Source organism: Micromonospora sp. IBSANI012 (assembly GCF_052814045.1).
Window position 1 is genome coordinate 1,016,156 of sequence record NZ_CP199933.1, and the last position, 21,170, is coordinate 1,037,325.

The 21,170-nt window shown below is 73.1% G+C and carries 20 protein-coding genes; 12 read left to right on the forward strand and 8 right to left on the reverse strand.

Features of this window, described 5'->3' with window-relative positions; all coding sequences use genetic code 11:
* The first annotated feature begins 127 nt into the window (after window positions 1-127).
* Together ACTWM8_RS04925 and ACTWM8_RS04930 are read left to right on the forward strand one after the other, a co-directional pair.
* The gene (locus ACTWM8_RS04925) at window positions 128-1,273 is read left to right on the forward strand and encodes a glycosyltransferase family 4 protein (protein ID WP_446212743.1); all 1,146 of its coding nucleotides are present in this window, start codon (window positions 128-130) and stop codon (window positions 1,271-1,273) included.
* A gap of 63 nt (window positions 1,274-1,336) precedes the next feature.
* Window positions 1,337-2,428: a mannose-1-phosphate guanylyltransferase gene (locus tag ACTWM8_RS04930; RefSeq protein ID WP_446212744.1), complete on the forward strand. Its 1,092-nt coding sequence runs from the start codon at window positions 1,337-1,339 to the stop codon at window positions 2,426-2,428.
* Window positions 2,429-2,452: 24 nt separating this feature from the next.
* Here the strand turns inward: ACTWM8_RS04930 and ACTWM8_RS04935 are convergent, their stop codons facing one another.
* Window positions 2,453-2,992, reverse strand: coding sequence for an NUDIX hydrolase (locus ACTWM8_RS04935; RefSeq protein ID WP_446214473.1), 540 nt, complete (start codon window positions 2,990-2,992; stop codon window positions 2,453-2,455).
* 105 nt (window positions 2,993-3,097) lie between these two features.
* On the opposite strand from ACTWM8_RS04935, the gene ACTWM8_RS04940 reads away from it, so the two are divergent.
* Window positions 3,098-4,138, forward strand: coding sequence for a hypothetical protein (locus ACTWM8_RS04940; RefSeq protein WP_446212745.1), 1,041 nt, complete (start codon window positions 3,098-3,100; stop codon window positions 4,136-4,138).
* A gap of 276 nt (window positions 4,139-4,414) precedes the next feature.
* Window positions 4,415-5,419: an ArsR/SmtB family transcription factor gene (locus ACTWM8_RS04945; RefSeq protein ID WP_446212746.1), complete on the forward strand. Its 1,005-nt coding sequence runs from the start codon at window positions 4,415-4,417 to the stop codon at window positions 5,417-5,419.
* 12 nt (window positions 5,420-5,431) lie between these two features.
* On the opposite strand, the gene ACTWM8_RS04950 is transcribed toward ACTWM8_RS04945, so the two are convergent.
* Both ACTWM8_RS04950 and cofD read right to left on the reverse strand, forming a co-directional pair.
* Window positions 5,432-6,520 (reverse strand): coenzyme F420-0:L-glutamate ligase, encoded by a 1,089-nt coding sequence (locus tag ACTWM8_RS04950; protein WP_446212747.1) that lies wholly within the window; start codon window positions 6,518-6,520, stop codon window positions 5,432-5,434.
* Window positions 6,517-7,464, reverse strand: coding sequence for a 2-phospho-L-lactate transferase (cofD, locus tag ACTWM8_RS04955; RefSeq protein ID WP_446212748.1), 948 nt, complete (start codon window positions 7,462-7,464; stop codon window positions 6,517-6,519). Before cofD ends, ACTWM8_RS04950 begins: the two co-directional genes overlap by 4 nt.
* Before the next feature lie 97 nt (window positions 7,465-7,561).
* Between cofD and ACTWM8_RS04960 the strand changes: the two genes are divergently transcribed.
* From ACTWM8_RS04960 to ACTWM8_RS04985, 6 genes are all read left to right on the forward strand, one after another.
* Window positions 7,562-8,524, forward strand: coding sequence for a hypothetical protein (locus tag ACTWM8_RS04960; protein WP_446212749.1), 963 nt, complete (start codon window positions 7,562-7,564; stop codon window positions 8,522-8,524).
* Between the two features lie 434 nt (window positions 8,525-8,958).
* Entirely contained in the window at window positions 8,959-11,469 is a 2,511-nt protein-coding gene (locus tag ACTWM8_RS04965; RefSeq protein ID WP_446212750.1) for a bifunctional FO biosynthesis protein CofGH, read from the forward strand.
* Between the two features lie 126 nt (window positions 11,470-11,595).
* Window positions 11,596-11,877 (forward strand): hypothetical protein, encoded by a 282-nt coding sequence (locus tag ACTWM8_RS04970; RefSeq protein ID WP_088963882.1) that lies wholly within the window; start codon window positions 11,596-11,598, stop codon window positions 11,875-11,877.
* A gap of 96 nt (window positions 11,878-11,973) precedes the next feature.
* Entirely contained in the window at window positions 11,974-13,371 is a 1,398-nt protein-coding gene (locus ACTWM8_RS04975; protein ID WP_446212751.1) for a DUF4331 domain-containing protein, read from the forward strand.
* Window positions 13,372-13,387: 16 nt separating this feature from the next.
* Window positions 13,388-13,732, forward strand: a complete 345-nt coding sequence (locus tag ACTWM8_RS04980) for a phospholipase (protein WP_446212752.1) — start codon at window positions 13,388-13,390, stop codon at window positions 13,730-13,732.
* 470 nt (window positions 13,733-14,202) lie between these two features.
* Entirely contained in the window at window positions 14,203-14,460 is a 258-nt protein-coding gene (locus ACTWM8_RS04985) for a WhiB family transcriptional regulator (protein ID WP_007455784.1), read from the forward strand.
* 82 nt (window positions 14,461-14,542) lie between these two features.
* Here the strand turns inward: ACTWM8_RS04985 and ACTWM8_RS04990 are convergent, their stop codons facing one another.
* A complete protein-coding gene (locus tag ACTWM8_RS04990; protein ID WP_154939366.1) occupies window positions 14,543-14,992 on the reverse strand; it encodes a metallopeptidase family protein in 450 nt (149 codons plus the stop codon).
* A gap of 153 nt (window positions 14,993-15,145) precedes the next feature.
* On the opposite strand from ACTWM8_RS04990, the gene ACTWM8_RS04995 reads away from it, so the two are divergent.
* Complete coding sequence (locus tag ACTWM8_RS04995; protein WP_446212753.1) at window positions 15,146-15,511, forward strand: DUF3499 domain-containing protein; 366 nt, start codon at window positions 15,146-15,148, stop codon at window positions 15,509-15,511.
* Between the two features lie 138 nt (window positions 15,512-15,649).
* Here ACTWM8_RS04995 and ACTWM8_RS05000 read toward each other — a convergent pair whose 3' ends face one another.
* From ACTWM8_RS05000 to ACTWM8_RS05015, 4 genes are all read right to left on the reverse strand, one after another.
* Window positions 15,650-17,026 (reverse strand): NAD(P)/FAD-dependent oxidoreductase, encoded by a 1,377-nt coding sequence (locus ACTWM8_RS05000; protein ID WP_446212754.1) that lies wholly within the window; start codon window positions 17,024-17,026, stop codon window positions 15,650-15,652.
* A complete protein-coding gene (locus ACTWM8_RS05005; protein ID WP_446212755.1) occupies window positions 17,026-17,745 on the reverse strand; it encodes a pyridoxamine 5'-phosphate oxidase family protein in 720 nt (239 codons plus the stop codon). Before ACTWM8_RS05005 ends, ACTWM8_RS05000 begins: the two co-directional genes overlap by 1 nt.
* A complete protein-coding gene (locus ACTWM8_RS05010) occupies window positions 17,730-19,076 on the reverse strand; it encodes an aspartate aminotransferase family protein (protein ID WP_446212756.1) in 1,347 nt (448 codons plus the stop codon). Before ACTWM8_RS05010 ends, ACTWM8_RS05005 begins: the two co-directional genes overlap by 16 nt.
* Before the next feature lie 186 nt (window positions 19,077-19,262).
* On the reverse strand, window positions 19,263-19,775 hold the full coding sequence (locus ACTWM8_RS05015; RefSeq protein ID WP_154939355.1) for an Lrp/AsnC family transcriptional regulator: 513 nt from the start codon (window positions 19,773-19,775) through the stop codon (window positions 19,263-19,265).
* Window positions 19,776-19,984: 209 nt separating this feature from the next.
* Between ACTWM8_RS05015 and ACTWM8_RS05020 the strand changes: the two genes are divergently transcribed.
* Window positions 19,985-21,169 (forward strand): polyamine ABC transporter substrate-binding protein, encoded by a 1,185-nt coding sequence (locus ACTWM8_RS05020; protein WP_446212757.1) that lies wholly within the window; start codon window positions 19,985-19,987, stop codon window positions 21,167-21,169.
* Window position 21,170: the final 1 nt, after the last annotated feature.

The window sequence follows — 21,170 nt, forward strand, 5'->3', positions numbered from 1 at the left end:
ACCCGTACTCGATGACGATGACAAGTCGGCGTACCGTCGGGTCGCAGTCAGCGTCCGGACCGGGCTCCGGCGTAGGCTTGCCCGGAGTGTTGTTCCCCACAGACCCGCCAGTTCAAGGAGTCGCCCCGTGACCGCCGGTCGCCCGCCCCGCGTGCTCATCGACGCCACGAGTGTCCCCGCCGACCGTGGCGGCGTCGGTAGATACGTCGACGGCCTCCTCGGCGCCCTCGGCACCGTGTGCGGTACGGGGGTGGACCTGGTCGTGGTCAGCCTCCGCACCGATCTGGAGCGCTACACCCGGATGCTGCCGGGCGCGGAGGTCATCCCCGCCCCGGCGGCCGTCGCGCACCGGCCCGCCCGCCTCGCCTGGGAGCAGACCGGCCTGCCGCTGCTCGCCCAGCAGGTCGGCGCCGAGGTGCTGCACTCGCCCTTCTACACCTGCCCGCTGCGGGCCGGCTGCCCGGTCACCGTGACCGTGCACGACGCGACCTTCTTCACCGAGCCGGAGCACTACGACAAGTCCCGGCGGACGTTCTTCCGCAGCGCGATCAAGACCTCGCTGCGCCGGGCCGACCGGGTGATCGTGCCGAGCAAGGCCACCCGGGACGAGTTGATCCGGCTGCTCGACGCCGACCCCACCCGGATCGACGTCGCCTACCACGGCGTCGACCAGGCGGCCTTCCACGCGCCCAGCGAGGAGGAGAAGGCCCGGGTCCGGGCCCGGCTGGGGTTGGGCAACAACAGCTACGTCGCCTTCCTCGGCGCCAAGGAGCCGCGCAAGAACGTCCCCAACCTGATCCGCGGCTGGGCCCGCGCGGTGGGCGACCGGGACAACCCGCCGGCCCTGGTGGTCGCCGGCGGGCAGGGGCACGACGACGACATCGACCGCGCGGTGGCCGAGGTGCCGTCGCACCTGCGCCTGCTGCGCCCGGGCTACCTGCGCTACGCCGACCTGCCCGGCTTCCTCGGCGGCGCGCTGGTGGCCGCCTACCCGTCGTACGGCGAGGGGTTCGGGCTGCCGATCCTGGAGGCGATGGCGTGCGCCGCCCCGGTGCTCACCACCCCGCGCCTCTCGCTGCCCGAGGTGGGTGGCGACGCGGTCGCCTACACCAGCGAGGACCCGGACCAGATCGCCACCGACCTGGCCGCCCTCCTCGACGACGAGCAGCGCCGGCTCTCCCTGGCCAAGGCCGGTTTCGACCGGGCCAAGGAGTTCACCTGGGGGTCCAGCGCCGAGGTGCACATCGCGGCGTGGAGCCGGGCCCGGGCCTGAGCGTGCGACGACCCTGCGAACGACCCCGCGTCCGCCCCGAAACGGTTCGGGCATGATGTGCTGATGCTCTACGCCGTCATCCCGGCGGGTGGCAGCGGCACGAGACTGTGGCCGCTGTCCCGCGCGGGGCACCCCAAGTTCCTCCACCCGCTCACCGGCACCACCGCCTCGCTGCTCCAGGCGACCGTCAACCGGCTGGCGCCGCTGACCACACCGGAGCACATCCTGGTCGTCACCGGAGCGGCGCACGCGGCGGCGGTGGCCCGGCAGCTCACCGGCGTGCCCGAGGAGAACATCCTGGTGGAGCCCTCGCCGCGGGACTCCTGCGCGGCGATCGCGCTGGCCGCCGCGGTGATCGCGCAGCGGGACCCGGAGGCGGTGATGGGCTCCTTCGCGGCCGACCACCTGATCCGCGACGCCGACGCCTGGGTGGAGACGGTGCGCGCGGCGGTACGCGGCGCGGAGCGGGGTCTGCTGATGACGGTGGGCATCACCCCGACCCGTGCCGAGACCGGGTACGGCTACCTGGAGACCGGCGAGCCGACCGGCGACGGTCCACTGCGCCCGGTCACCGAGTTCAAGGAGAAGCCGGCCGCGCCGGTCGCCGAGGCGTACCTGCGCTCGGGGCGACACCTCTGGAACGCCAGCATGTTCGTCTGGCGGGTGGACGTCTTCCTCGCCGAACTGGCCCGCCAGCAGCCGGCCCTGCACGCCGGGGTGAGCGCCATCGCCGCCGCCTGGGGCACCCCCGAGCAGGACGACATCCTGGGCACGGTCTGGCCGACGCTGCCGAAGATCTCCGTCGACTACGCGGTGATGGAGGGCGCGGCGACCGCCGGTCGGGTCGCGACGGTGCCCGGCGACTTCGGCTGGAACGACGTCGGCGACTTCCACACCCTCGGTGACGTGCTCCCCGCCGACCCGGACGGCAACGTGGTGCTGGGCACCGACGCCAAGCCGGGCGTGCTGCTGCACGACTGCGCCGACCTGGTGGTGGTGCCGCAGTCCGGCCGGCTGGTCGCCGCGCTCGGGGTGCGGGACCTGATCGTGGTGGACACCCCGGACGCGGTGCTGGTCTGCCCGCGCGACCGCGCCCAGGACGTCAAGGTGCTGGTCGACGCGCTCAAGGAGCGCGGCGAGGAGGGCCTGATCTGACCCGCCTCGCCGCCGGTCGCCTGCTCAGGCGCGGCGGCGCAGCGCGGCCAGGGCCGGCGCGACGAGCTGGACCGTCCCGCCGGCCAGCGGCTCGGGCAGCCGGTCCGGCGGGAACCAGCCCAGTGCCTCGGACTCGTCGCTGACCCGTTCCACCGCGCCGGGCGGGGCGAAGACCGCGAAGCGTACGTCGTGGTGCAGCGAGCCGCCCTGGCAGGCGACCGGGTGGATGTCCACGTCGATCGGCACCGGGTCGACGACCAGGCCGGCGATCCCCGACTCCTCGGTCGCCTCGCGCAGCGCGGCCCCGGCGAGGGTGCGGTCGGCCGGCTCGCAGTGCCCGCCGAGCTGCACCCACCGGCGGAACTTGCCGTGCAGGCAGAGCAGCACCCGGTCGCCGGTGGCGTCCAGCACCAGCGCGCTGGCGGTGACGTGCCCGGGTCGGTGGCTGCGGCCCATCGCCACCGGTCCGGCGGTCAGCAGCTCCAGGGTGCGGTCCCGCGCCTCGGCGGCGGCGGGGCTGGTCGCCGTCCACCCACTCAGCAGCGCCACCGCGTCGGCGTGCAGCGCCGCCTCGCCGCCGGACGGGGACGGGCGGCCGGCGGGGTCGGTGGTGGCAAAGACGTCGGGCACCCCGACACTCTACGAGCGTCGGCTCCGTACCCTGGCCCAGTGACCCTGCGACTCGTCGAGTTCGTCGTGGCCGGCAACGAGGCCAGTGACCTGCTGCCGGTCCGTTCCCCGGCGCTGCTGCGCGCGTACGGCGCCCGGCGCGGGTTCTGGACGGTGCTGGACGAGGGCCCGGTCGAGCGCTGCCTGGCCCTGCTGCTGGAACGCTCCGACGGCGAGTGGATCGCCCGGCACGTGCCCGCCGACGCCGGCGTCGAGAACGGGCGCACCGAGGACGGCGAGGCGCTGGCCCACCATGACGGCTGGGTGTACGTCTTCGGCTCGCACTTCGGCTCGAAGGCCGGCCCGCTGCGCCCGCGCCGGGCGTTCGTGGCCCGGTTCCGCGAGGACGACGCGGCGGCGGGGACCCTGCCGGTGCGGGTGGTGCGCAACCGGTTCCGGGTGCACCGGGTGGTCAACGACGCGTTGGCGAAGGCACCCTTCACCCCGCTGCCGCCCGGCGACCAGGTCCGCCGCCGGTTCATCGTCGAGACGCTGGCCCGGGGCACCGCCCGGGCGAAGAGCTGGGTGAGCCGGCTCGCCGAGGACGACCTGCCGCTGAACGTGGAGGCCGCCACGTTCACCCCGGACGGCACCGTGCTGCTCGGCCTCCGGTTCCCGGTGACCGCCGCCGGTGAGCCGATCCTGGTCGAGCTGGCCGGGGTGCCGGAGATGTTCGCCGGGGACGGCGACTGGCCGGTGGCCGGCCGGGCGTACGCGCTGACCGGGGTGACGCCGCCAGGCGCGCTGGTCGGCTTCCGCGCGATCGCCCCGACCGCCGACGGCGACTACGCGGCGGTGGTCGGCTCGATCGACGCGCTGGGCAAGGGCTCGGTGCTGCTGGACGACCATCCGGCGGGAGGTGGGGTGACCTCCCGGCACGTCCGCTTCCGGTGGCGGCCGGACGCCGAGGAGCACCTGGTCACCGGGGAGCTGGTGGCCGATCTGGCGCCGTTCCACCACGTGGAGGGTCTGGCCGAGCTGGACGGGAGCTGCTTCTACGTCACCGACGAGGACCACCGGGTCGCGCTCTGGATCGGCTGACCGGCCCGCTCGGCGCGGAGCGCCCGGGGGACACCTCTGCGGACCAGGGCCGCAGACCCTCGTGGTGTCTCCCGGACGCGCCCACCGCCCCCGGGCGTCCCGGTCGGGTGGCTGGTGGACCCCTTCGCACGCCGGACCGGGCAGTAGGAGCATGCCAACCGGCGGTCGGGGCGTCGAGGTTTTTCAGCTCACGCTTAAAAGTGGAGGTAAGTGCCGGGCGGGTAGAGTGCAGAGGGTCGGTGGGCAATCCCCCTGCCCGCCCTCAGGAGCGCTTCCATGCTGACGATCCACTTCTCTCAGGAGGACATACTCCGGACCAGGGTGGCCCCCGCGGCCGACCCGATCTGGGAACTGGTGCTGAGTCTGCACCTGCTGCAGGGCCGCACCCGGGACCCGCTGATGGCGCACTGGCGCCGGGGCGTCGCCCGCGAGCTGCGCCGTGACGTCACCTCCAACCAGCTCCGGCTGCTCTTCGCGCTGAACCCGCCGCGCGGCTACTTCCCCGACTTCCTCACCCCGTACCAGAGCGTGGCGGGGTTCGAGGCGGGGCTGGACGCGGTCCGGGCCACCCCGATCGACCTGCTGAATCGGGACCTGACCGTGCTGGCGGGGGCGAACTCGCTGCCCTCCTCCGCCTCCGCGCTGGCCCGCGGCGAGCCGGAGGTGCTGCAACTGCTGACCGACTCGATGACGCAGTACCGGTCGGTGGCGCTCGAGCCGTACTGGGGGCGGATCCAGGCGGCGGTGGAGGCCGACCGCAACCGCCGCGCCCGCGCCCTGCTCGACGGCGGGGCGGAGGGGCTGCTGGCCAGCCTGCGCCCCACCATGCGCTGGGACTCCGGGCGGTTGGAGGTGCACGACTACCCGTACAGCCGGGAGCTGCACCTGGACGGGCGCGGGTTGCTGCTGGTGCCCTCGTTCTTCTGCGCGCGTACACCGGTGGCCCTGCTCGACCCGGCGCTGCCCCCGGTGCTGGTCTATCCGGTGGACCGGCTGGGCGGTCTGGTCCCGGCGCCCGGCGAGGGTGCCGGCCCGACCCGCGAGGGAGCCGGGCGGGAGGCGCTCGCCGCGCTGCTCGGCCGGACCCGGGCCGCGGTGCTGGAGGCCAGCGACGACGGCTGCACCACCGGCGAGGTGGCCCGGCGGTTGCACATCTCGCCGGCCGCCGCCAGCCAGCACACCGCCGTGCTGCGCAACGCCGGGCTGCTGGTCAGCCAGCGGGACCGCAACATGGTGCTGCACACCCTGACCCCGCTGGGCCGGGCCATGCTGGACGCCTGACCCGGCCCGGCGTCAGATCGCCAGGCAGGCGCTGGCGGTGCTGCCCGACGGGGGCGGCAGCAGCGCCGAGGGCACCCCCTCGGCGGCCAGCGCGGTGCGCAGCCGTTGCAGGTCCGCGCCGAAGCGCACCAGGTCCGGCCGGTCGACCGGGGTGGGCGCCGCGCCGAGGATCAGCCCGGTGGCCCCCGCCGGCCAGCCCGGGACGGTGGCGACCAGGCCGGCGCGTACCTCCTCGTCGGTGACGTGGGTGAAGGCGGTGCCGGGCGCGACCACGTCGGCGACCGCGGCGACGGCCCGCCGGACCGCCTCCGGGTCGGCCGGCGTCGGACCGGTGCCGTCGGCGAGGGTCGCGGCGGACCGGAGGCCGGCGGCCCGCGCCTCGGCGGTGCCGAGGGAGAAGAGGTCCATCGTCGCGTCCCGGACCAGGACGCTCGCGCCCGCGCCGTCGTCGGTGCGGCCGGCGCCCAGGTAGCCGCGCACCACCGCGACCGGGACCTGGTCGCACTTACCCTTGATCAACTCGCCGGCGCCGGCCAGTTCGTCCACCACGGCCATCTGGGTCAGCTGCAACTCGTTGCCGTACGGGTCGACCTCGCCCCGGTGGTCGCGGATGGCGGACATGCCGGCCACGCCGAGCGCCACGTCGGTGAGCCCGTTGCGCCAGGGCCGACCCATGGTGTCGCTGACGATCACCGCCACGTCGACGCCATACCGCTCGGCCAGGGCGGCGCGCAGCGCCCGGGCCGAGGCGTCCGGGTCCTTGGGCAGCAGCACCAGCCGGGTCTTGTCGACGTTGGAAGCGTCGATCCCGGCGGAGGCCATCACGAAGCCGTGGTGCGTCTGGACGATCCGGGTCGCGCCACGGGTCGCCACCACCCGGGCGGTCTCGGCGGCCAGCACCTCGTCGCGCGCGGCGAGCCGCTCCGGCCCGTCCGCCGGCACGTCGACCAGCCGGCCCTCCGCCTTCGAGACGATCTTGCTGGTGACCACCAGCACGTCCCCGTCGCGCAGCCACGGCGCGGCGGTCGCGATCAGCGCCGCCAGGTCGTCGCCCTCGGTCACGTCGCCGATGCCCAGCACCGGCAGGATCTCCAGTCTCACACCAGCTCCAACGCGGCCCGCACCATCTGCGCGGTCGCCGCCTCGTCGGTCATCCGCAGCGGCGCGGACCGGACCGCCACCCCCGGCACCGAGGTGCCCTCGTCCTCCGGCGCGACCAGCCAGCCGTCGAGCAGGCCGCCCTCGCTCCGCCCGCCGTAGAGCCGGCCCACCCCGGCGGCGCTGCACTCCACACCCAGCACCGACAGGCACCGGTCGGCCATGCCGCGCACCGGAGCGCCGCCGATGATCGGGGAGACCCCGACCACCCGGGCCGGACCCTGGGCGACCGCGTCGCGCAGCCCCGGCACGGCGAGCACCGGGGCGACGCTCACCACCGGGTTGCTCGGCGCGACCAGCACGGCGTCCGCGCCGGCGATCGCCTCCAGCACCCCCGACGCCGGCTTGGCGGTCTCCGCACCGACGAAGACGAACCGGTGGGTGGGGATGTCCGCCCGGTAGCGCACCCACCACTCCTGGAAGTGGATCGCCCGCTGCCCCTCCTCGCCGTCGACCACCACATGGGTCTCCAGCCTGTCGTCGGTGGCCGGCAGCAGGCGTACGCCGGGCTGCCAGCGGCTGGCCAGCGCCTCGGTCACCGCGGAGAGCGGGTACCCGGCGTTGAGCATGGTGGTCCGCACCAGGTGGGTGGCGATGTCCTTGTCGCCGAGCCCGAACCAGGTCGGCTCCGCGCCGTACGCGGCCAGCTCCGCCTTGACCGTCCAGGTCTCACCGACCCGTCCCCAGCCGCGTTCCGGGTCGGCCCCGCCGCCCAGGGTGTACATGACGCTGTCCAGGTCGGGGCACACCTTGAGCCCGTGCAGGAGCAGGTCGTCGCCGACGTTGACCACGGCGGTCACCTCGGCGCCCACCTCGCGGGCGTACGCCCGGACGCCGAGCAGGAACCGGGCGCCCCCGATCCCGCCGGTCAGAACCACAATGCGCATGACGTCCATCCTCGCGTACGCGACGCCTGCGGTCCGACGGTGGTCCGGGAGACTAGGCTCACGTCGGCATCTGTCCGTTTCGCCCGAGGGAGAACTCGTGACCAGCCCCGCCGAGCCGGCGCCGAAAGACGCGACGCAGGCCCGCCAGCTCACCGGTCCACTGCGCGAACTCGCCGCGTTCGTGCTGCTCGGCGCGAACGCCGTGCTGCTCTTCGTCGGACTGATCCGGCTGCTCGCGCCGGCCTCGGAGTACAGCACCTTCTCGAGCCGGGCCGGCAGCACCTTCTTCTCGTTCGTCGGCATCGAGGCGACCGTCCTGCCGCTGCTGGCCGTGCTGCTCGCCACGCACGTCTCGCCGGTGCTGCCGCGGGCGAAGCAGATCACCCAGGTCGCGGTCGGCGAGTACGCCTTCGGCGCGCTCTTCGGCACACTGACCTTCCTGATCTGGCTGGTCAACCGGCTGGCCGACGCGGAGCTGCTGGACGCCCTGCTCGGCCTGCTGACCCGGGCCGCCTGGTTCGCGTTCTTCGCCCTCGCCGCGTTCGTCGTCTACCGGGTCTGGCGGGCGTTCTACTTCGTCCCCCGCCCCAAGCCGCAGCCCGGCGTGTACGGCCAGCCGCAGCCCGGTTGGCCGCAGCAGTCCGGCCAGGGCGGCTACCCCTCCGCCGGTTACCCGCCCCCGGGCCAGCCCGGCGGCCACCCCGGCGCCGGCTACCCGCCCGCCGGCCAGCCGTCCGCCGGTTACCCGGCCGCCGGCCAGCCGTCCGCCGGTTACCCGGCCGCCGGCCAGTACGGCCAGTACGGCCAGCAGGGCCCGGCCTCGGCCCCGCCGTTCGGCGCCGCTCCGCAGTCGGCGCCGCCGTTCGGCACGCCGCAGTCCGCGCCGCCGTTCGCCGGCCCGAACACCGCTCCGCCGTTCGGCCAGCCGCCGTCGGCCGACCCGACCCAGACCATCCCGCGCCAGCCCGGCGAGGTGGGCGGGCCGGCCGTGCCGCCCGGTGGCGAGGACGTCGACCGGACCCAGCGCTTCCACCGCGACGACCCGAACTCCCCACGCTGAGCCGAGCCGCCCGTCCACTGTCGTCGTGTGGGCGGGCGGGTCAGCGAAGCAACAATGTGGTGAGCGTGATACCTCAGAGGTATCAAAATGACTCTGAGGTATCACGCTCGATGTGATGCGCCCGGACGACGGAGTGACGCTCCGTGGTCGGAGGATCCGCCTCCCACCGGGCAGCAGCCGGATTGAAGCCCGGCGGCTGCCACCTAGCCAGCCGGGCCGGAGCTGGTCGGATCCGAGCCGGTTCCCCTGAGCCGGCCGCACCTTGGACGGCCGCGCCCCGAACGCCGCATCTCAGCCGGCCCCGCCGGCCTGCCGACCGGCCCCGCCGGCAACGGGTCAAATCGATCAGCCGGGACGGGCCGGCGCGGCTCGGTTGATCTCACACCGTGTTCCGTGCCCGTCCGGCCGTCCGAGCCAGCGCATAGGCTGAGCGGATGGCTGACCGCACCGATCCCGCCCCGACCGAGGCGAGCGTGCAGCGCGCGCTGCGCCGGGCGGCCACCGGCCGCGCGCTGGACGTCGCGGAGGCGACCGCGCTGCTGGCGGCCCGGGGGGCCGAGCTCGACGAACTGCTCCGCGTCGCCGGGGAGATCCGCGACGCCGGGCTGCGCGACGCCGGCCGACCGGGCGTGGTGACGTACTCCAAGAAGGTCTTCATCCCGCTGACCCGGCTCTGCCGGGACCGCTGCCACTACTGCACCTTCGCCACCGTGCCGCACCGGCTGCCGGCCGCCTTCCTCGAGCAGGACGAGGTGTTGGCGATCGCCCGGCAGGGCGCGGCGCTGGGCTGCAAGGAGGCCCTGTTCACCCTCGGTGATCGGCCGGAGGAGCGCTGGCCGGCGGCCCGCGAGTGGCTGGACGAGCGCGGGTACGACTCCACCCTGGACTACCTGCGCGCCTGCGCGGTGGCGGTGCTGGAGGAGACCGGCCTGCTGCCCCACCTCAACCCGGGCGTGCTGTCCTGGTCGGAGCTGCAACGGCTCAAGCCGGTCGCGCCGAGCATGGGGATGATGCTGGAGACCACGGCGACCCGGCTCTGGTCCGAGCCGGGTGGTCCGCACTTCGGCTCGCCCGACAAGGAACCCGCGGTGCGGCTGCGGGTGCTCGACGACGCCGGCCGGGTCGGGGTGCCGTTCACCACCGGCATCCTGATCGGCATCGGGGAGACCCCGGCCGAGCGGGTCGACGCGATCTTCGCGATCCGCCGGAGCATGCGGGAGTACGGCCACCTCCAGGAGGTGATCGTGCAGAACTTCCGCGCCAAGCCGGACACGGCGATGCGCGGCATGCCCGACGCCGAGCTGCACGACCTGGCCGCCACGGTGGCGGTGGCCCGGCTGCTGCTCGGCCCCAAGGCCCGGATCCAGGCCCCGCCCAACCTGATCGAGGGCGAGTACGACCTGCTGCTGCGCGCCGGCATCGACGACTGGGGCGGGGTGTCGCCGCTGACCCCGGACCACGTCAACCCGGAGCGGCCCTGGCCGCAGCTCGACGAGCTGGCCCGGCACACCGAGAAGTCCGGCTTCACCCTGCGCGAGCGACTGACGGTCTACCCCGAGTACGTCCGGGCCGGTGACCCCTGGCTCGACCATCGGCTGCTGCCGCACGTCGGCGCGTTGGCCGACCCGGAGACGGGGCTCGCCGTCGAGTCCGCCCGGCCGGTGGGCCGGCCGTGGCAGGAGCCCGACGAGACGTACGGCGGGCGGACCGACCTGCACGCCACCATCGACACCACCGGGCGTACCGGGGACCGGCGGGGCGACTTCGACAGCGTCTACGGCGACTGGTCGGAGGTCGCGGGCAAGGTGACCGCGGGGGCCGCCCCCGGCGGCGGTGACGCCGACGTACGGGCCGGGCTGCGGCTGGCCGCCGACGACCCGGCGGCGCTGCTGGAGCCTCGCCACGCCGACCTGGCGCTGGCCCTCTTCGGCGCGGACGGCCCGGCGCTGGACGAGCTGTGCCGGCTCGCCGACGACGTCCGGCGCGACGCCGTCGGCGACGACGTCACCTACGTGGTCAACCGCAACATCAACTTCAGCAACGTCTGCTACGTGGGCTGCCGGTTCTGCGCCTTCGCCCAGCGGGAACGGGACGCCGACGCGTTCCGGCTCTCGGTGGAGCAGGTCGCCGACCGGGCCGAGGAGGCCTGGACGGCCGGGGCCACCGAGGTCTGCCTCCAGGGCGGGATCGACCCGAAGATGCCGGTGACCGGCTACGCCGACCTGGTCCGGGCGATCAAGGCACGGGTGCCGGGGATGCACGTGCACGCCTTCTCCCCGATGGAGATCGTCACCGCCGCCGCCAAGGCCGGCGTGCCGGTCCGGGAGTGGCTGACCCGGCTGCGCGAGGCCGGCCTGGACACCATCCCGGGCACCGCCGCGGAGATCCTCGACGACGACGTGCGCTGGGTGCTCACCAAGGGCAAGCTGCCGGCCGCCGCCTGGGTCGACGTGGTCAGCACGGCCCACGAGCTGGGCATCCGGTCCAGCTCCACGATGATGTACGGCCACGTGGACCACCCCGGGCAGTGGTTGGCGCACTTCCGGGTGCTGGCCGGGGTGCAGGACCGCACCGGCGGGTTCACCGAGTTCGTGGCGCTGCCGTTCGTGCACACCAACGCGCCGATCTACCTCGCCGGCATCGCCCGGCCGGGGCCCACCTGGCGGGAGAACCGGGCGGTGCACGCGATGGCCCGGCTGCTGCTGCACGGCCGGATCGACAACATCCAGTGCTCCTGGGTGAAGCTGGGCGACGCCGGCACGGTGGCGATGCTGCAGGGTGGCTGCAACGACCTGGGCGGCACGCTGATGGAGGAGACGATCTCCCGGATGGCCGGCTCCGGCAACGGTTCGGCGCGTACCGAGGAGCAGTTGCGGGCCATCGCGGCGGCCGCCGGACGACCGGCGCGCAAGCGGACGACCGCGTACGGTCACCACCCCGCGTAGCGTCGAACCTTTCCCCGGCACCGGCCGTACCACTGGTCGCCGGCGGCGGTTGAGGCGAGGGCCGCCGTCGGCAGCCCCTCGCGAGCCACCGCGGGCGCGTACGCGCCGCCGGAGGAAAGGTTCCCCATGACGAGTGACGAGCGGAAGCGGCCCTGGCCGCGACTGACCCGCCGGCAGACGTTGACCGCTGCGGCGAGCGCCACACTGGGCGCCGCCGCCCTCACCGTGCCGGGCCTGTCGGCCGCGCAGAACGCCCCGTCGGCCGCCGGCGCGAAGGACGACCCGATCGTGGTCCACCTGCGCGACGCCGCCACCGGGACGATGGACGTCTTCGTCGGCACGTCCCGGATCGAGGTACGCGACCGCGGGTTGGCGGACCGGTTGCGGCGCGCCGCCGGGCGGCGCTGACCCGCCGGCGTACCGCCCTCCCCGCACGGCCCGGCGCGGGCTCTCGGCGCCCGGCCACCCTCACCTCACTCCTGATCCCGCAAAGGTTGGTCCGCCATGTCCTCCCACCGCGAAGCACCGGAGATAAGCAAGGACCCGGTCGCCGACAGCTCCGACCTGTACGCGTTCGTCAGCCCCGATCGGCCCGACTCGGTCACGCTGATCGCCAACTACGTGCCGTTGCAGCTCCCCTCCGGCGGACCGAACTTCTTCGAGTTCGGCGACGACGTGCGGTACGAGATTCACATCGACAACGATGGTGACGGCCGTCCCGACGTGACCTACCGGTTCGAATTCAGCACCGAGATCACGAATCCGAACAGCTTTCTTTACAACACCGGCCCGATCGAGTCGTTGGACAGCGAGAACTGGAATCGGCGCCAGTTCTACAAGCTGACCCGGGTGGCCGACGGTCGGGAGCACGTGCTCGCGCACAAGCTGCCCTGCCCGCCGTGCAACGTCGGCCCGCTCTCCACCCCGAACTACGCCCAGCTGGCCCGCCAGGCGACGTACAGCCTCTCCACCGGGGAGCGGGTCTTCGCCGGGCAGCGCGCGGACGGCTTCTTCGTCGACCTCGGCGCCATCTTCGACCTGGGTACGCTGCGGCCGTTCCAGCAGTTGCACGTCGCCGGCAAGAAGCTCTTCAAGACCGAGGGCGAGCCGGTCAACGCCGTGGACCGGATGAACGTGCACAGCATCGCGGTGCAGGTGCCGTTGAGCAAGGTGCGCCGAAAGGCCAACCGGTACGGCCAGGCCGACCGTGCCTCGGTGATCGGCGTGTGGACGTCGGCCTCGCGGCAGCAGGTGCGGGTGCTCGGCGACCGGGTCGCCGCGGACACCGCCACCGGCCCGTGGACCCAGGTGTCCCGGCTGGGCAACCCGTTGTTCAACGAGGTCATCGTGCCGATGTCCCAAAAGGACCTCTGGAACACCCTGCCGCCGTCGGAGGACAAGCGGTTCGCCCGCTTCGTCGAGCAGCCGGAGCTGGCCGCCCTGCTGCCGGCCCTCTATCCGGGCGTCTTCCCCCGGCTGGACGCCCTGAACAAGGCCAAGAAGCCCCGGGCGGACCTGGCGGCGATCCTGCTCACCGGCATCCCGGCCGGACTGATCGACGGCTTCACCAACAACACCGGCGACGTGCAGGCCGACATGCTGCGGCTGAACACCGCGATCAAGCCGACCGCCAAGCCGGACCGGTTCGGCGTGCTCGGCGGCGACTTGGCCGGCTTCCCCAACGGCCGGCGGGTCGGCGACGATGTGGTGAGCATCGCGCTGCGGGCCATCGCCGGGGTCACCGTGCCGCTGGTGGACAAGGCCTTCACCCCCGACGCGGCGGCCGGCGCGGTCACCCCGGGGTTGAGCGCCGCCGACGTGACCGCACCCTTCCTGGCCGGCTTCCCCTTCCTGGGCACCCCGTACGACGGGTTCAACAACCCGCCGGTGGCGAAGTCCTGAGCGGAGGGAGGACGTCATGCACGGGCACGACCACCGGTACGGGCCGACGGAGAGCGGCACCGTCCTGCTCGACCTGGGCGCCGACACCGGCGCGCTGATCGTCCACACCGGCCGCCGGCTGCACGGGCGGGAGATCGAGATCAGCCGGGCCGACCAGCCCGGCGGGCCGCGTACCCATTCGGCCGTGCGGGAGCGCGTCGTCCGGGACGGGATGTTCCACAGTGCCGTGTACCCGGACCTGCCGGCCGGTCCCTATACCGTCTGGTGGGACGAGCGGACGCCCGCCGGCGCGATCTCCGTCACCGGCGGCGCCGTCGCCGAGTTCGTCTGGCCGAGCAGCGCTCCGCCGGGGGTGGGCTGATCACCGCACCGCGTCCGAACCGTCACGCCCCGTCCACATCGTGGACGGGGCGCTGTCGGCATTTCCCGCTCGACGGGCGGCTGTGGTCGAACCGCGTTAACCTGTGCCCCACCAAGAACTCGATCTTGATGGCTGGTCCACCGGAGCCTCCGCCGGCGTACCCCGGCGGCGTCCACGTTGGGCACGCCACGGCAGAAATCTCGGGCAACTCGCCGGAGAGGGCGTTACTCGGCCGGGGTCTGAATCGATAGGGCAGGTTGCGAGGCGGGCGACCGAAGTGGTCGCTCGAGCGGTGTCGGGAGGGCGACTCCATTATCAAGTTCAGCTTGACGGCGCACGCATTACACGCGTGTAATTTGAATGGGGTTGTTCGCACGGAACGCAACAAATGGGGACCGTACGGACAAGCACGCCTTTCGCGTGGGGGGTTGCAGCGGCGATGACGCCGGTGCGCGACAAGGAGGCATCTGATGGACGGCCAGCTTGAGGTGGCCGACCTGCTCGGAAACGCGCCGGAGTGGCAGGAGCGGGCGCTCTGCTCGCAGACCGATCCGGAAGCGTTCTTTCCCGAGAAGGGCGGCTCGACCCGCGAGGCGAAGCGGATCTGCTCGCGGTGCGAGGTCAAGACGGAATGCCTCGAATACGCTCTCGGTCACGACGAGCGGTTCGGGATCTGGGGCGGGCTCTCCGAGCGGGAGCGGCGCAAGCTCAAGCGGCGGGCCGCCTGAGCTGACGTGTGGGGCCGGGGCGGTGGGGGCCGCCCGGCTCACGCCCGGGTCGGTGCCGCGGGGGCGGCCCGACCGAGGGGGGTCAGGCCAGCTCGTCCGGGTCGACCCCGAGCAGGTTCGCCACCTGCTCGATGATCACGTCGTGCACCAGGTCGGCCAGGTCCTCGCGGTCCATCGCGCGGAACTCCAGCGGCCGGCGGTAGAGCACGATGCGGGGCGGCACCTCCTGCCGGCCGGGGCGCCCCGGCAGCAGGCGGGCCAGCGGCACCTCGCCGTCCTCCAGCACGTCCGAGTCGTAGACGTTCAGGTCCGGCGGGACGTCCTCGACGGCGAACTCGACGCCGGCCAGCTCCTTGGCGAAGCGGCGCTCCAGCGTCTCGACGGTGTCCAGCACCAGGTCGTCGAAGACCTCGGCCTTGGTGCGGGACAGCGGGACGGTCGCCGGCACCAGTCGCCCCCGCAGGCCACGACCGTGGCGGTCGCGGTGGGTGCGCCGGCCGGAGCCGGGGCGGCGGTGTTCCGGGCTCGTCATGAGGCACAGGGTAGCTCCCGCGCCGGCCTGGCCTGCGGCAGCGCCGCACTCCTGGCGCGGCGGGCCGAGCGGGCGCGAATTGTGATCACCGTGACGGGCGTGTCGCAACGCGAACCGGTGCGCCGGACCCGGTAATGGAGATACCCTGCCGCCGTGAGGTCACCACGGCGCTGCTCCCGTAACGGCTGCCCCCGGCAAGCGGTCGCCACATTGACCTATGTCTACAACGAGTCGACCGCGGTGGTGGGCCCGTTGGCGGCCTTCGCCGAGCCGCACACGTACGACCTCTGTGAGCCGCACGCCCGGAGCCTGACCGCTCCCCGGGGCTGGGACGTGGTCCGGCACGAGGGCGAGTTCGAGCCGCCGCCGCCCACCACCGACGATCTGGTGGCCCTGGCCGAGGCCGTCCGCGAGGCCGCCCGCCCGGTGACCCCCCGTCCCCCCGAGGACGACCAGAACCACCCCTCCCCCCACACCGGCCGCCGAGGCCACCTCCGCGTAATCCCCCCCAACCACTAACCCGCACCCCCTCCCGCCCTGGGACCCCGGCGCTGCCCGCTTGCCCCGGTGATCAAGAAGTTTGCGTCAGGACCAGGGCCCTGGATGACGCAAACCTCTTGATCACCGAGCCCTGGACGCGGGCCGGGAGCAGTGGGGTCAGTGGCCGAGGAGGCGGGAGAAGGCGGCGGCGCGGCGGGAAGGGCGACCCTTGCGGGCTTCGGCGGCGTCGGCCGAGAACATCACCTTCAGGCCGGCGTTGACCGCCAGCCAGCGCAGGGGCTCCGGCTCCCACTTCGGGGAGCGGTGGTTGACCCAGGGGAGCGCCGTCAGGTCGCTGTCCACGCCGCGGATCAGGTCGGCGAGGGTACGGCCCGCCAGGTTGCTGGTGCCCACCCCGTCGCCCACGTAGCCGCCCGCCCAGCCGAGACCCGTCGCGCGGTCCAGCCCGACGGAGGCCGACCAGTCCCGGGCCACCCCCAGCGGGCCACCCCAGGTGTGGGTGACCGGCACCTCGGGGCCGAGCACGGGGAAAAGTTCGCCCAGCACCCGGCGCAGCGCGCGGAAGACCGCCGGCTCCCGGTCGTACGCGGGGGAGACCCGGGAGCCGAAGTGGTAGGGCGCGCCCCGCCCGCCGAAGGCCAACCGGCCGTCGGCGGTGCGTTGGCCGTAGATGATGACGTGCCGGTGGTCGGAGAACGTCTCCCGCTCGGCCAGCCCGATCCGGTCCCAGGTCTGCGCGGGCAGCGGCTCGGTGGCCACCATCAGCGAGTAGACCGGGGCGATGGCGCGCCGCTGCCCGGGCAGCCCGGGCGTGTACCCCTCGGTGGCCCGGACCACCACGGGCGCCCGGACCGTGCCGTACGGGGTGACCGCGGCGCCGGCCCGGATCGCGGTGACCGGGGTGCGTTCGTGCAGGCGTACCCCGTGGCGCTCCACCGCCCGGGCCAGTCCACGGACCAGCTTGGCCGGGTGCACCACCGCGCAGTGCGGGGTGTACGTCGCGCCGAGCACCCCCTCGGCGGCGCACCGGGCGGACGCCTCGGCGGCGTCGAGCAGCACCAGGTCGTCGGGGTCGAGACCGTGCTCGCGGGCTGCGGCCACCTCGGCGCGGGCCCGGCCGAGCTGCGCCTGCGACCGGGCCAGCACCACCGTTCCGCCCTGGTGCCAGTCGCAGTCGATGCCCTCGGCGGCGACCACCCGGCCGACCTCGCGCACGGTCTCCTGCATGGCCCGCTGCATGGCCAGCGCCCGGTCCCGGCCGTGCCGGCGGGCCAGCGCGGGAAGCGAGGTGGGGAAGAGCGCGGAGCACCAGCCGCCGTTGCGCCCCGAGGCGCCGTACCCGGCGATCTCGGCCTCCAGCACGGTGATCCGCAGCGACGGGTCGGCGGTCGCGAGGTGGTACGCCGTCCACAGCCCGGTGTAGCCGGCGCCGACGATCACCACGTCGGCGTCGGTGTCGCCGGGCAGCGACGGGCGCGGGTCCAGCGGCTCGTCCACCATGGACAGCCAGTGGGACAGCTCCTGGTAGCGCATCACCACTCCGGTGGGGGCAGGTCGTGGCGCAGCCGTGGGTCGGGCTGCGGGGTGCCGAGCGATTCCACCACCGGCACCACCCCGGCCCAGACCGGCCGGTCGAGGTCGTCGTCGGGGTCGTCGGGCGGGCCGTCGCTGACCTTCACCGAGCACTCGTCCAGCGGCAGGGCGAGCACCAGCGTGGCGGCCAGCTCCTTCGCCGACGGCGGCCGGATCGCCGCCCAGCGGCCGGGCAGCAGGTGCTCGGAGAGGCGTTCCAGGGCGGCCAGCCTGTCGTCGCCGTCGACCACGCTCAGCTCGCCGAGCACCATCGCGCACCGGTAGTTCATCGAGGAGGCGAAGGCGCTGCGGGCCAGCACGAGACCGTCGAGCAGGGTCACCGTCAGGCAGGCCGGCGCGCCCGCCGCGAGGTGCCGGAACAGTCGGCTGCCGGTCGAGCCGTGCAGCAGCACCCGCTCGCCGTCGCGGGCGTAGGCCACCGGCAGCGCGTACGGCTGACGCCCGTCGGCGATGGCCAGGTGACCGACCCGGCCGGCGTCGAGGACGGCGTGCAGGGTGGCCCGGTCGTGGACGGCGAGCTCGGGCAGCCGGCGTACCCGGGTGCGGTCGGTGCCGCCGACGGCCTCGCTGCTCCCGGTCCCGCCGGTGCGGGGCCGGCTCCCGGTGTCCCGGGAACCGGCCCCGTCCAGCGCGGACCCGCCGCTCAGAGGCGGTTCCATGCCTCGGTCAGCACGGCGCGCAGGATCTGCTCGATCTCGTCGAACTGCTGCTGATCGGCGATCAGCGGCGGGGCGAGCTGCACCACGGGGTCGCCCCGGTCGTCGGCCCGGCAGTAGAGCCCGGCCTGGAAGAGTGCGGTGGAGAGGTAGCCGCGCAGTAGCCGCTCGGACTCGGCCTCGTCGAAGGTCTCCCGGGTCGCCTTGTCCTTGACCAGTTCGATGCCGTAGAAGTAGCCGTCGCCCCGGACGTCGCCCACGATGGGCAGGTCGTTGAGCTTCTCCAGGGTGGACCGGAAGGCGCCCTCGTTGGCCCGGACGTGCCCGATGAGGTCCTCGCGGGCGAAGACCTCCAGGTTGGCCAGGGCCACCGCGCAGGAGACCGGGTGGCCACCGAAGGTCACCCCGTGGGCGAACATGCCGGTCTCGGTGAGGAACGGCTCCATCAGCCGCTCGCTGGCGATCATCGCGCCGAGCGGGGCGTACCCGGAGGTGATGCCCTTGGCGGTGGTGATGATGTCGGGCTGGTAGCCGTACCGGACGCAGCCGAAGTACTCGCCGAGCCGGCCCCAGGAGCAGATCACCTCGTCGGAGACGAGCAGCACGTCGTACTCGTCGCAGATCTCCCGGACCCGCTCGAAGTAGCCGGGCGGCGGCGGGAAGCAGCCGCCGGAGTTCTGCACCGGCTCCAGGAAGACCGCGGCCACGGTGTCCGGCCCCTCGCGCTCAATGGCGCGGCGGATCTCCTCGGCAGCCCAGCGGCCGAACGCCTCGGGCGAGTCGCCGTGCTCGGGGGCGCGGTAGAAGTTGGTGTTCGGCACCTTGATGCCGCCGGGCACCAGCGGCTCGAAATCGCTCTTGATGCCGGGCAGGCCGGTGATCGACAGCGCGCCCATCGACGTGCCGTGGTAGGCGATGTACCGGCTGACCACCTTGTGCTTGTTCGGCTGGCCGGTGCGCTTGAAGTACGCCCGGGCCAGCTTCCACGCCGTCTCGACGGCCTCCGAGCCGCCGGTGGTGAAGAAGACCCGGTTCAGGTCGCCCGGGGTGAGCGAGGCGATCTTCTCCGCCAGCTCGACCGCCTTGGGATGGGCGTACGACCAGAGCGGGAAGAAGGCCAGCTCGGCGGCCTGCTTGGCGGCCGCCTCGGCCAGCTCGGTACGCCCGTGGCCGGCGTTGACGACGAAGAGCCCGGCGAGCCCGTCCAGGTAGCGGCGGCCCTGCGAGTCCCAGACGTACGCGCCCTCGCCGCGCACGATGGTCGGTACCTCGCCGGCGGAGTAGCTGGCCATCCGGGTGAAGTGCATCCAGAGGTGGTCGGTGGCGTTGGCCATGTCAGCCCCATCGGGTCTCGGGCCGGTCAGGGGGTGACACCGGCCGCTCTGCCCACGGTTATCGCACAGTCCGATGGCCCGAGGCAAGTGGGATCGGCAGTCAATCGTCGTTGAAGCAACGAATTCTGCGATCCACCACGGCTGGCGCTACGGAATCCGTACGGGTCGGCGAAGTCGGGCCGTTGATCAGGCCGTACCCCAGGTGTAGGTCTGCTTGCGCAGCTTGAGGTAGACGAACGCCTCGGTCGCCAGCACCCCGGGGACGGCGCGCAGCTTCTGCAGGATCTCCAGCAGGTGGGCGTCGTTGCGGCAGACCACCTCGGCCAGCAGGTCGAACGAGCCGGCGGTGATTACCACGTAGTCGATCTCCTCGAACTCGGCGAGCCGGTCGGCCACCGTCTCCAGGTCGCCGTCGGTACGCAGGCCGATCATGGCCTGGCGGGGGAACCCGAGCTGGAGCGGGTCGGTGACGGCGACGATCTGCATCACTCCGGCGTCGAGCAGCCGCTGCACCCGCTGCCGCACCGCCGCCTCGGAGAGTCCGACCGCCTTGCCGATGGTCGCGTACGGCCGGCGGCCGTCCTCCTGGAGCTGCTCGATGATCTGCTTCGCGACATCATCGAGCAGAGCGTGACTGGCACCCTCACGGACAGCTACCCGCCGCCCGCCGTTGCCGTTCTCCTGCTGCCGGTTCGTCATCGACCACTCCCCATGTCCGTTCCCCCGGGTGAGCCTAGTGCCATCGGGAAGTGTGGCGTATTTCGTCGTCCATGGCTAATCCCGCAACGGAATCCCTTGTGGGGGCGGTCACCTCATGTCAGGATCAGTCGTCCCAGGCACCTGACCCCTCCCGCCGGCGCGTCACCCCCGTCCCCGCCGCCGACGGACGACCCCCTAGGAGTCGTCACATGCGAACTCCCCTGAAGCCCTTCACCCGGCGTGGACTACTCACCGGCACCCTCTCCTCGGCCGCCCTGCTCGCCGCGGGCGGCGCGCTCGCCGGCTGCGGCACCAAGGCCGCGACCCAGACCGAGGAGGGCTGCAAGAGCGAGGACCTCTCCGCGACGGAGAAGAAGCTCGCCTTCTCCAACTGGCCGCAGTACATGGACACGGACGAGAAGGACGAATCCAAGCGCCCCAGCCTCGACGCGTTCGTCCAGAAGACCGGCATCCAGGTCACCTACACCGAGGACATCAACGACAACAACGAGTTCTTCGGCAAGGTGCAGAACCAGCTCGCCGCGTGCCAGGGCACCGGGCGGGACATGATGGCTCTCACCGACTGGATGGCCGCCCGAATGATCCGGCTCGGCTGGATCCAGAAGCTGGACAAGTCGAAGCTGCCGAACGTCGAGGCCAACCTGCTGCCGTCGCTGCGCAACCGCTCCTTCGACCCGGAGAACCAGCTCGCCATCCCGTGGCAGTCCGGCCTCGCTGGCCTCGCCTACAACGGCAAGGTCACCAAGGAGATCCGCACCGTCGACGAGCTGCTCACCCGCCCCGACCTCAAGGGCAAGGTGACCGCGCTGAGCGAGATGCGGGACACCATGGGCCTGCTGCTCCAGTCCAACGGCCACGACCCGGCCAACTTCACCGGCGCCCAGTTCGACGACGCCCTCAACAAGCTCAAGAAGGCCGTCGACTCCGGGCAGATCCGCAAGTTCACCGGCAACGACTACGCCCCCGACCTGGCCAAGGGGGACATCGCCGCATGCATCGGCTGGTCCGGCGACGTGATCCAGCTCGGCTTCGAGGACGAGAAGGTCAAGTTCGTCGTGCCGGACTCCGGCGTGATGCTCTGGTCGGACAACATGCTGGTGCCGAACAAGGCCACCCACAAGGCGAACGCCGAACAGCTGATCAATTACTACTACGAGCCCGCGGTCGCCGCGAAGCTCGCCGCCTACGTGAACTACATCTGCCCGGTCAAGGGTGCGCAGGCGGAGATGGAGAAGATCGACCCGGAGTTGGCCGCCAACCCGCTCATCTTCCCCGACGAGGCGATGCTGTCGAAGTCCAAGGTGTTCATGGCCCTGGACGAGAAGCAGGAGCGCGAGTACGAGGGCAAGTTCCAGCAGGTCATCGGGGCGTGAG

Excerpts from the sequence above, each read along its gene's own strand:
- ACTWM8_RS04965 (WP_446212750.1), top strand. The coding sequence starts at position 8,959 with ATGGCTGACCGCACCGATCCCGCCCCGACCGAGGCGAGCGTGCAGCGC.
- cofD (WP_446212748.1), bottom strand. The coding sequence starts at position 7,464 with ATGCGCATTGTGGTTCTGACCGGCGGGATCGGGGGCGCCCGGTTCCTG.
- ACTWM8_RS04930 (WP_446212744.1), top strand. The coding sequence starts at position 1,337 with ATGCTCTACGCCGTCATCCCGGCGGGTGGCAGCGGCACGAGACTGTGG.
- ACTWM8_RS04990 (WP_154939366.1), bottom strand. The coding sequence starts at position 14,992 with ATGACGAGCCCGGAACACCGCCGCCCCGGCTCCGGCCGGCGCACCCAC.
- ACTWM8_RS04980 (WP_446212752.1), top strand. The coding sequence starts at position 13,388 with ATGCACGGGCACGACCACCGGTACGGGCCGACGGAGAGCGGCACCGTC.
- ACTWM8_RS05020 (WP_446212757.1), top strand. The coding sequence starts at position 19,985 with ATGCGAACTCCCCTGAAGCCCTTCACCCGGCGTGGACTACTCACCGGC.
- ACTWM8_RS05010 (WP_446212756.1), bottom strand. The coding sequence starts at position 19,076 with ATGGCCAACGCCACCGACCACCTCTGGATGCACTTCACCCGGATGGCC.
- ACTWM8_RS05000 (WP_446212754.1), bottom strand. The coding sequence starts at position 17,026 with ATGCGCTACCAGGAGCTGTCCCACTGGCTGTCCATGGTGGACGAGCCG.
- ACTWM8_RS05015 (WP_154939355.1), bottom strand. The coding sequence starts at position 19,775 with ATGACGAACCGGCAGCAGGAGAACGGCAACGGCGGGCGGCGGGTAGCT.
- ACTWM8_RS05005 (WP_446212755.1), bottom strand. The coding sequence starts at position 17,745 with ATGGAACCGCCTCTGAGCGGCGGGTCCGCGCTGGACGGGGCCGGTTCC.
- ACTWM8_RS04970 (WP_088963882.1), top strand. The coding sequence starts at position 11,596 with ATGACGAGTGACGAGCGGAAGCGGCCCTGGCCGCGACTGACCCGCCGG.
- ACTWM8_RS04985 (WP_007455784.1), top strand. The coding sequence starts at position 14,203 with ATGGACGGCCAGCTTGAGGTGGCCGACCTGCTCGGAAACGCGCCGGAG.
- ACTWM8_RS04975 (WP_446212751.1), top strand. The coding sequence starts at position 11,974 with ATGTCCTCCCACCGCGAAGCACCGGAGATAAGCAAGGACCCGGTCGCC.
- ACTWM8_RS04945 (WP_446212746.1), top strand. The coding sequence starts at position 4,415 with ATGCTGACGATCCACTTCTCTCAGGAGGACATACTCCGGACCAGGGTG.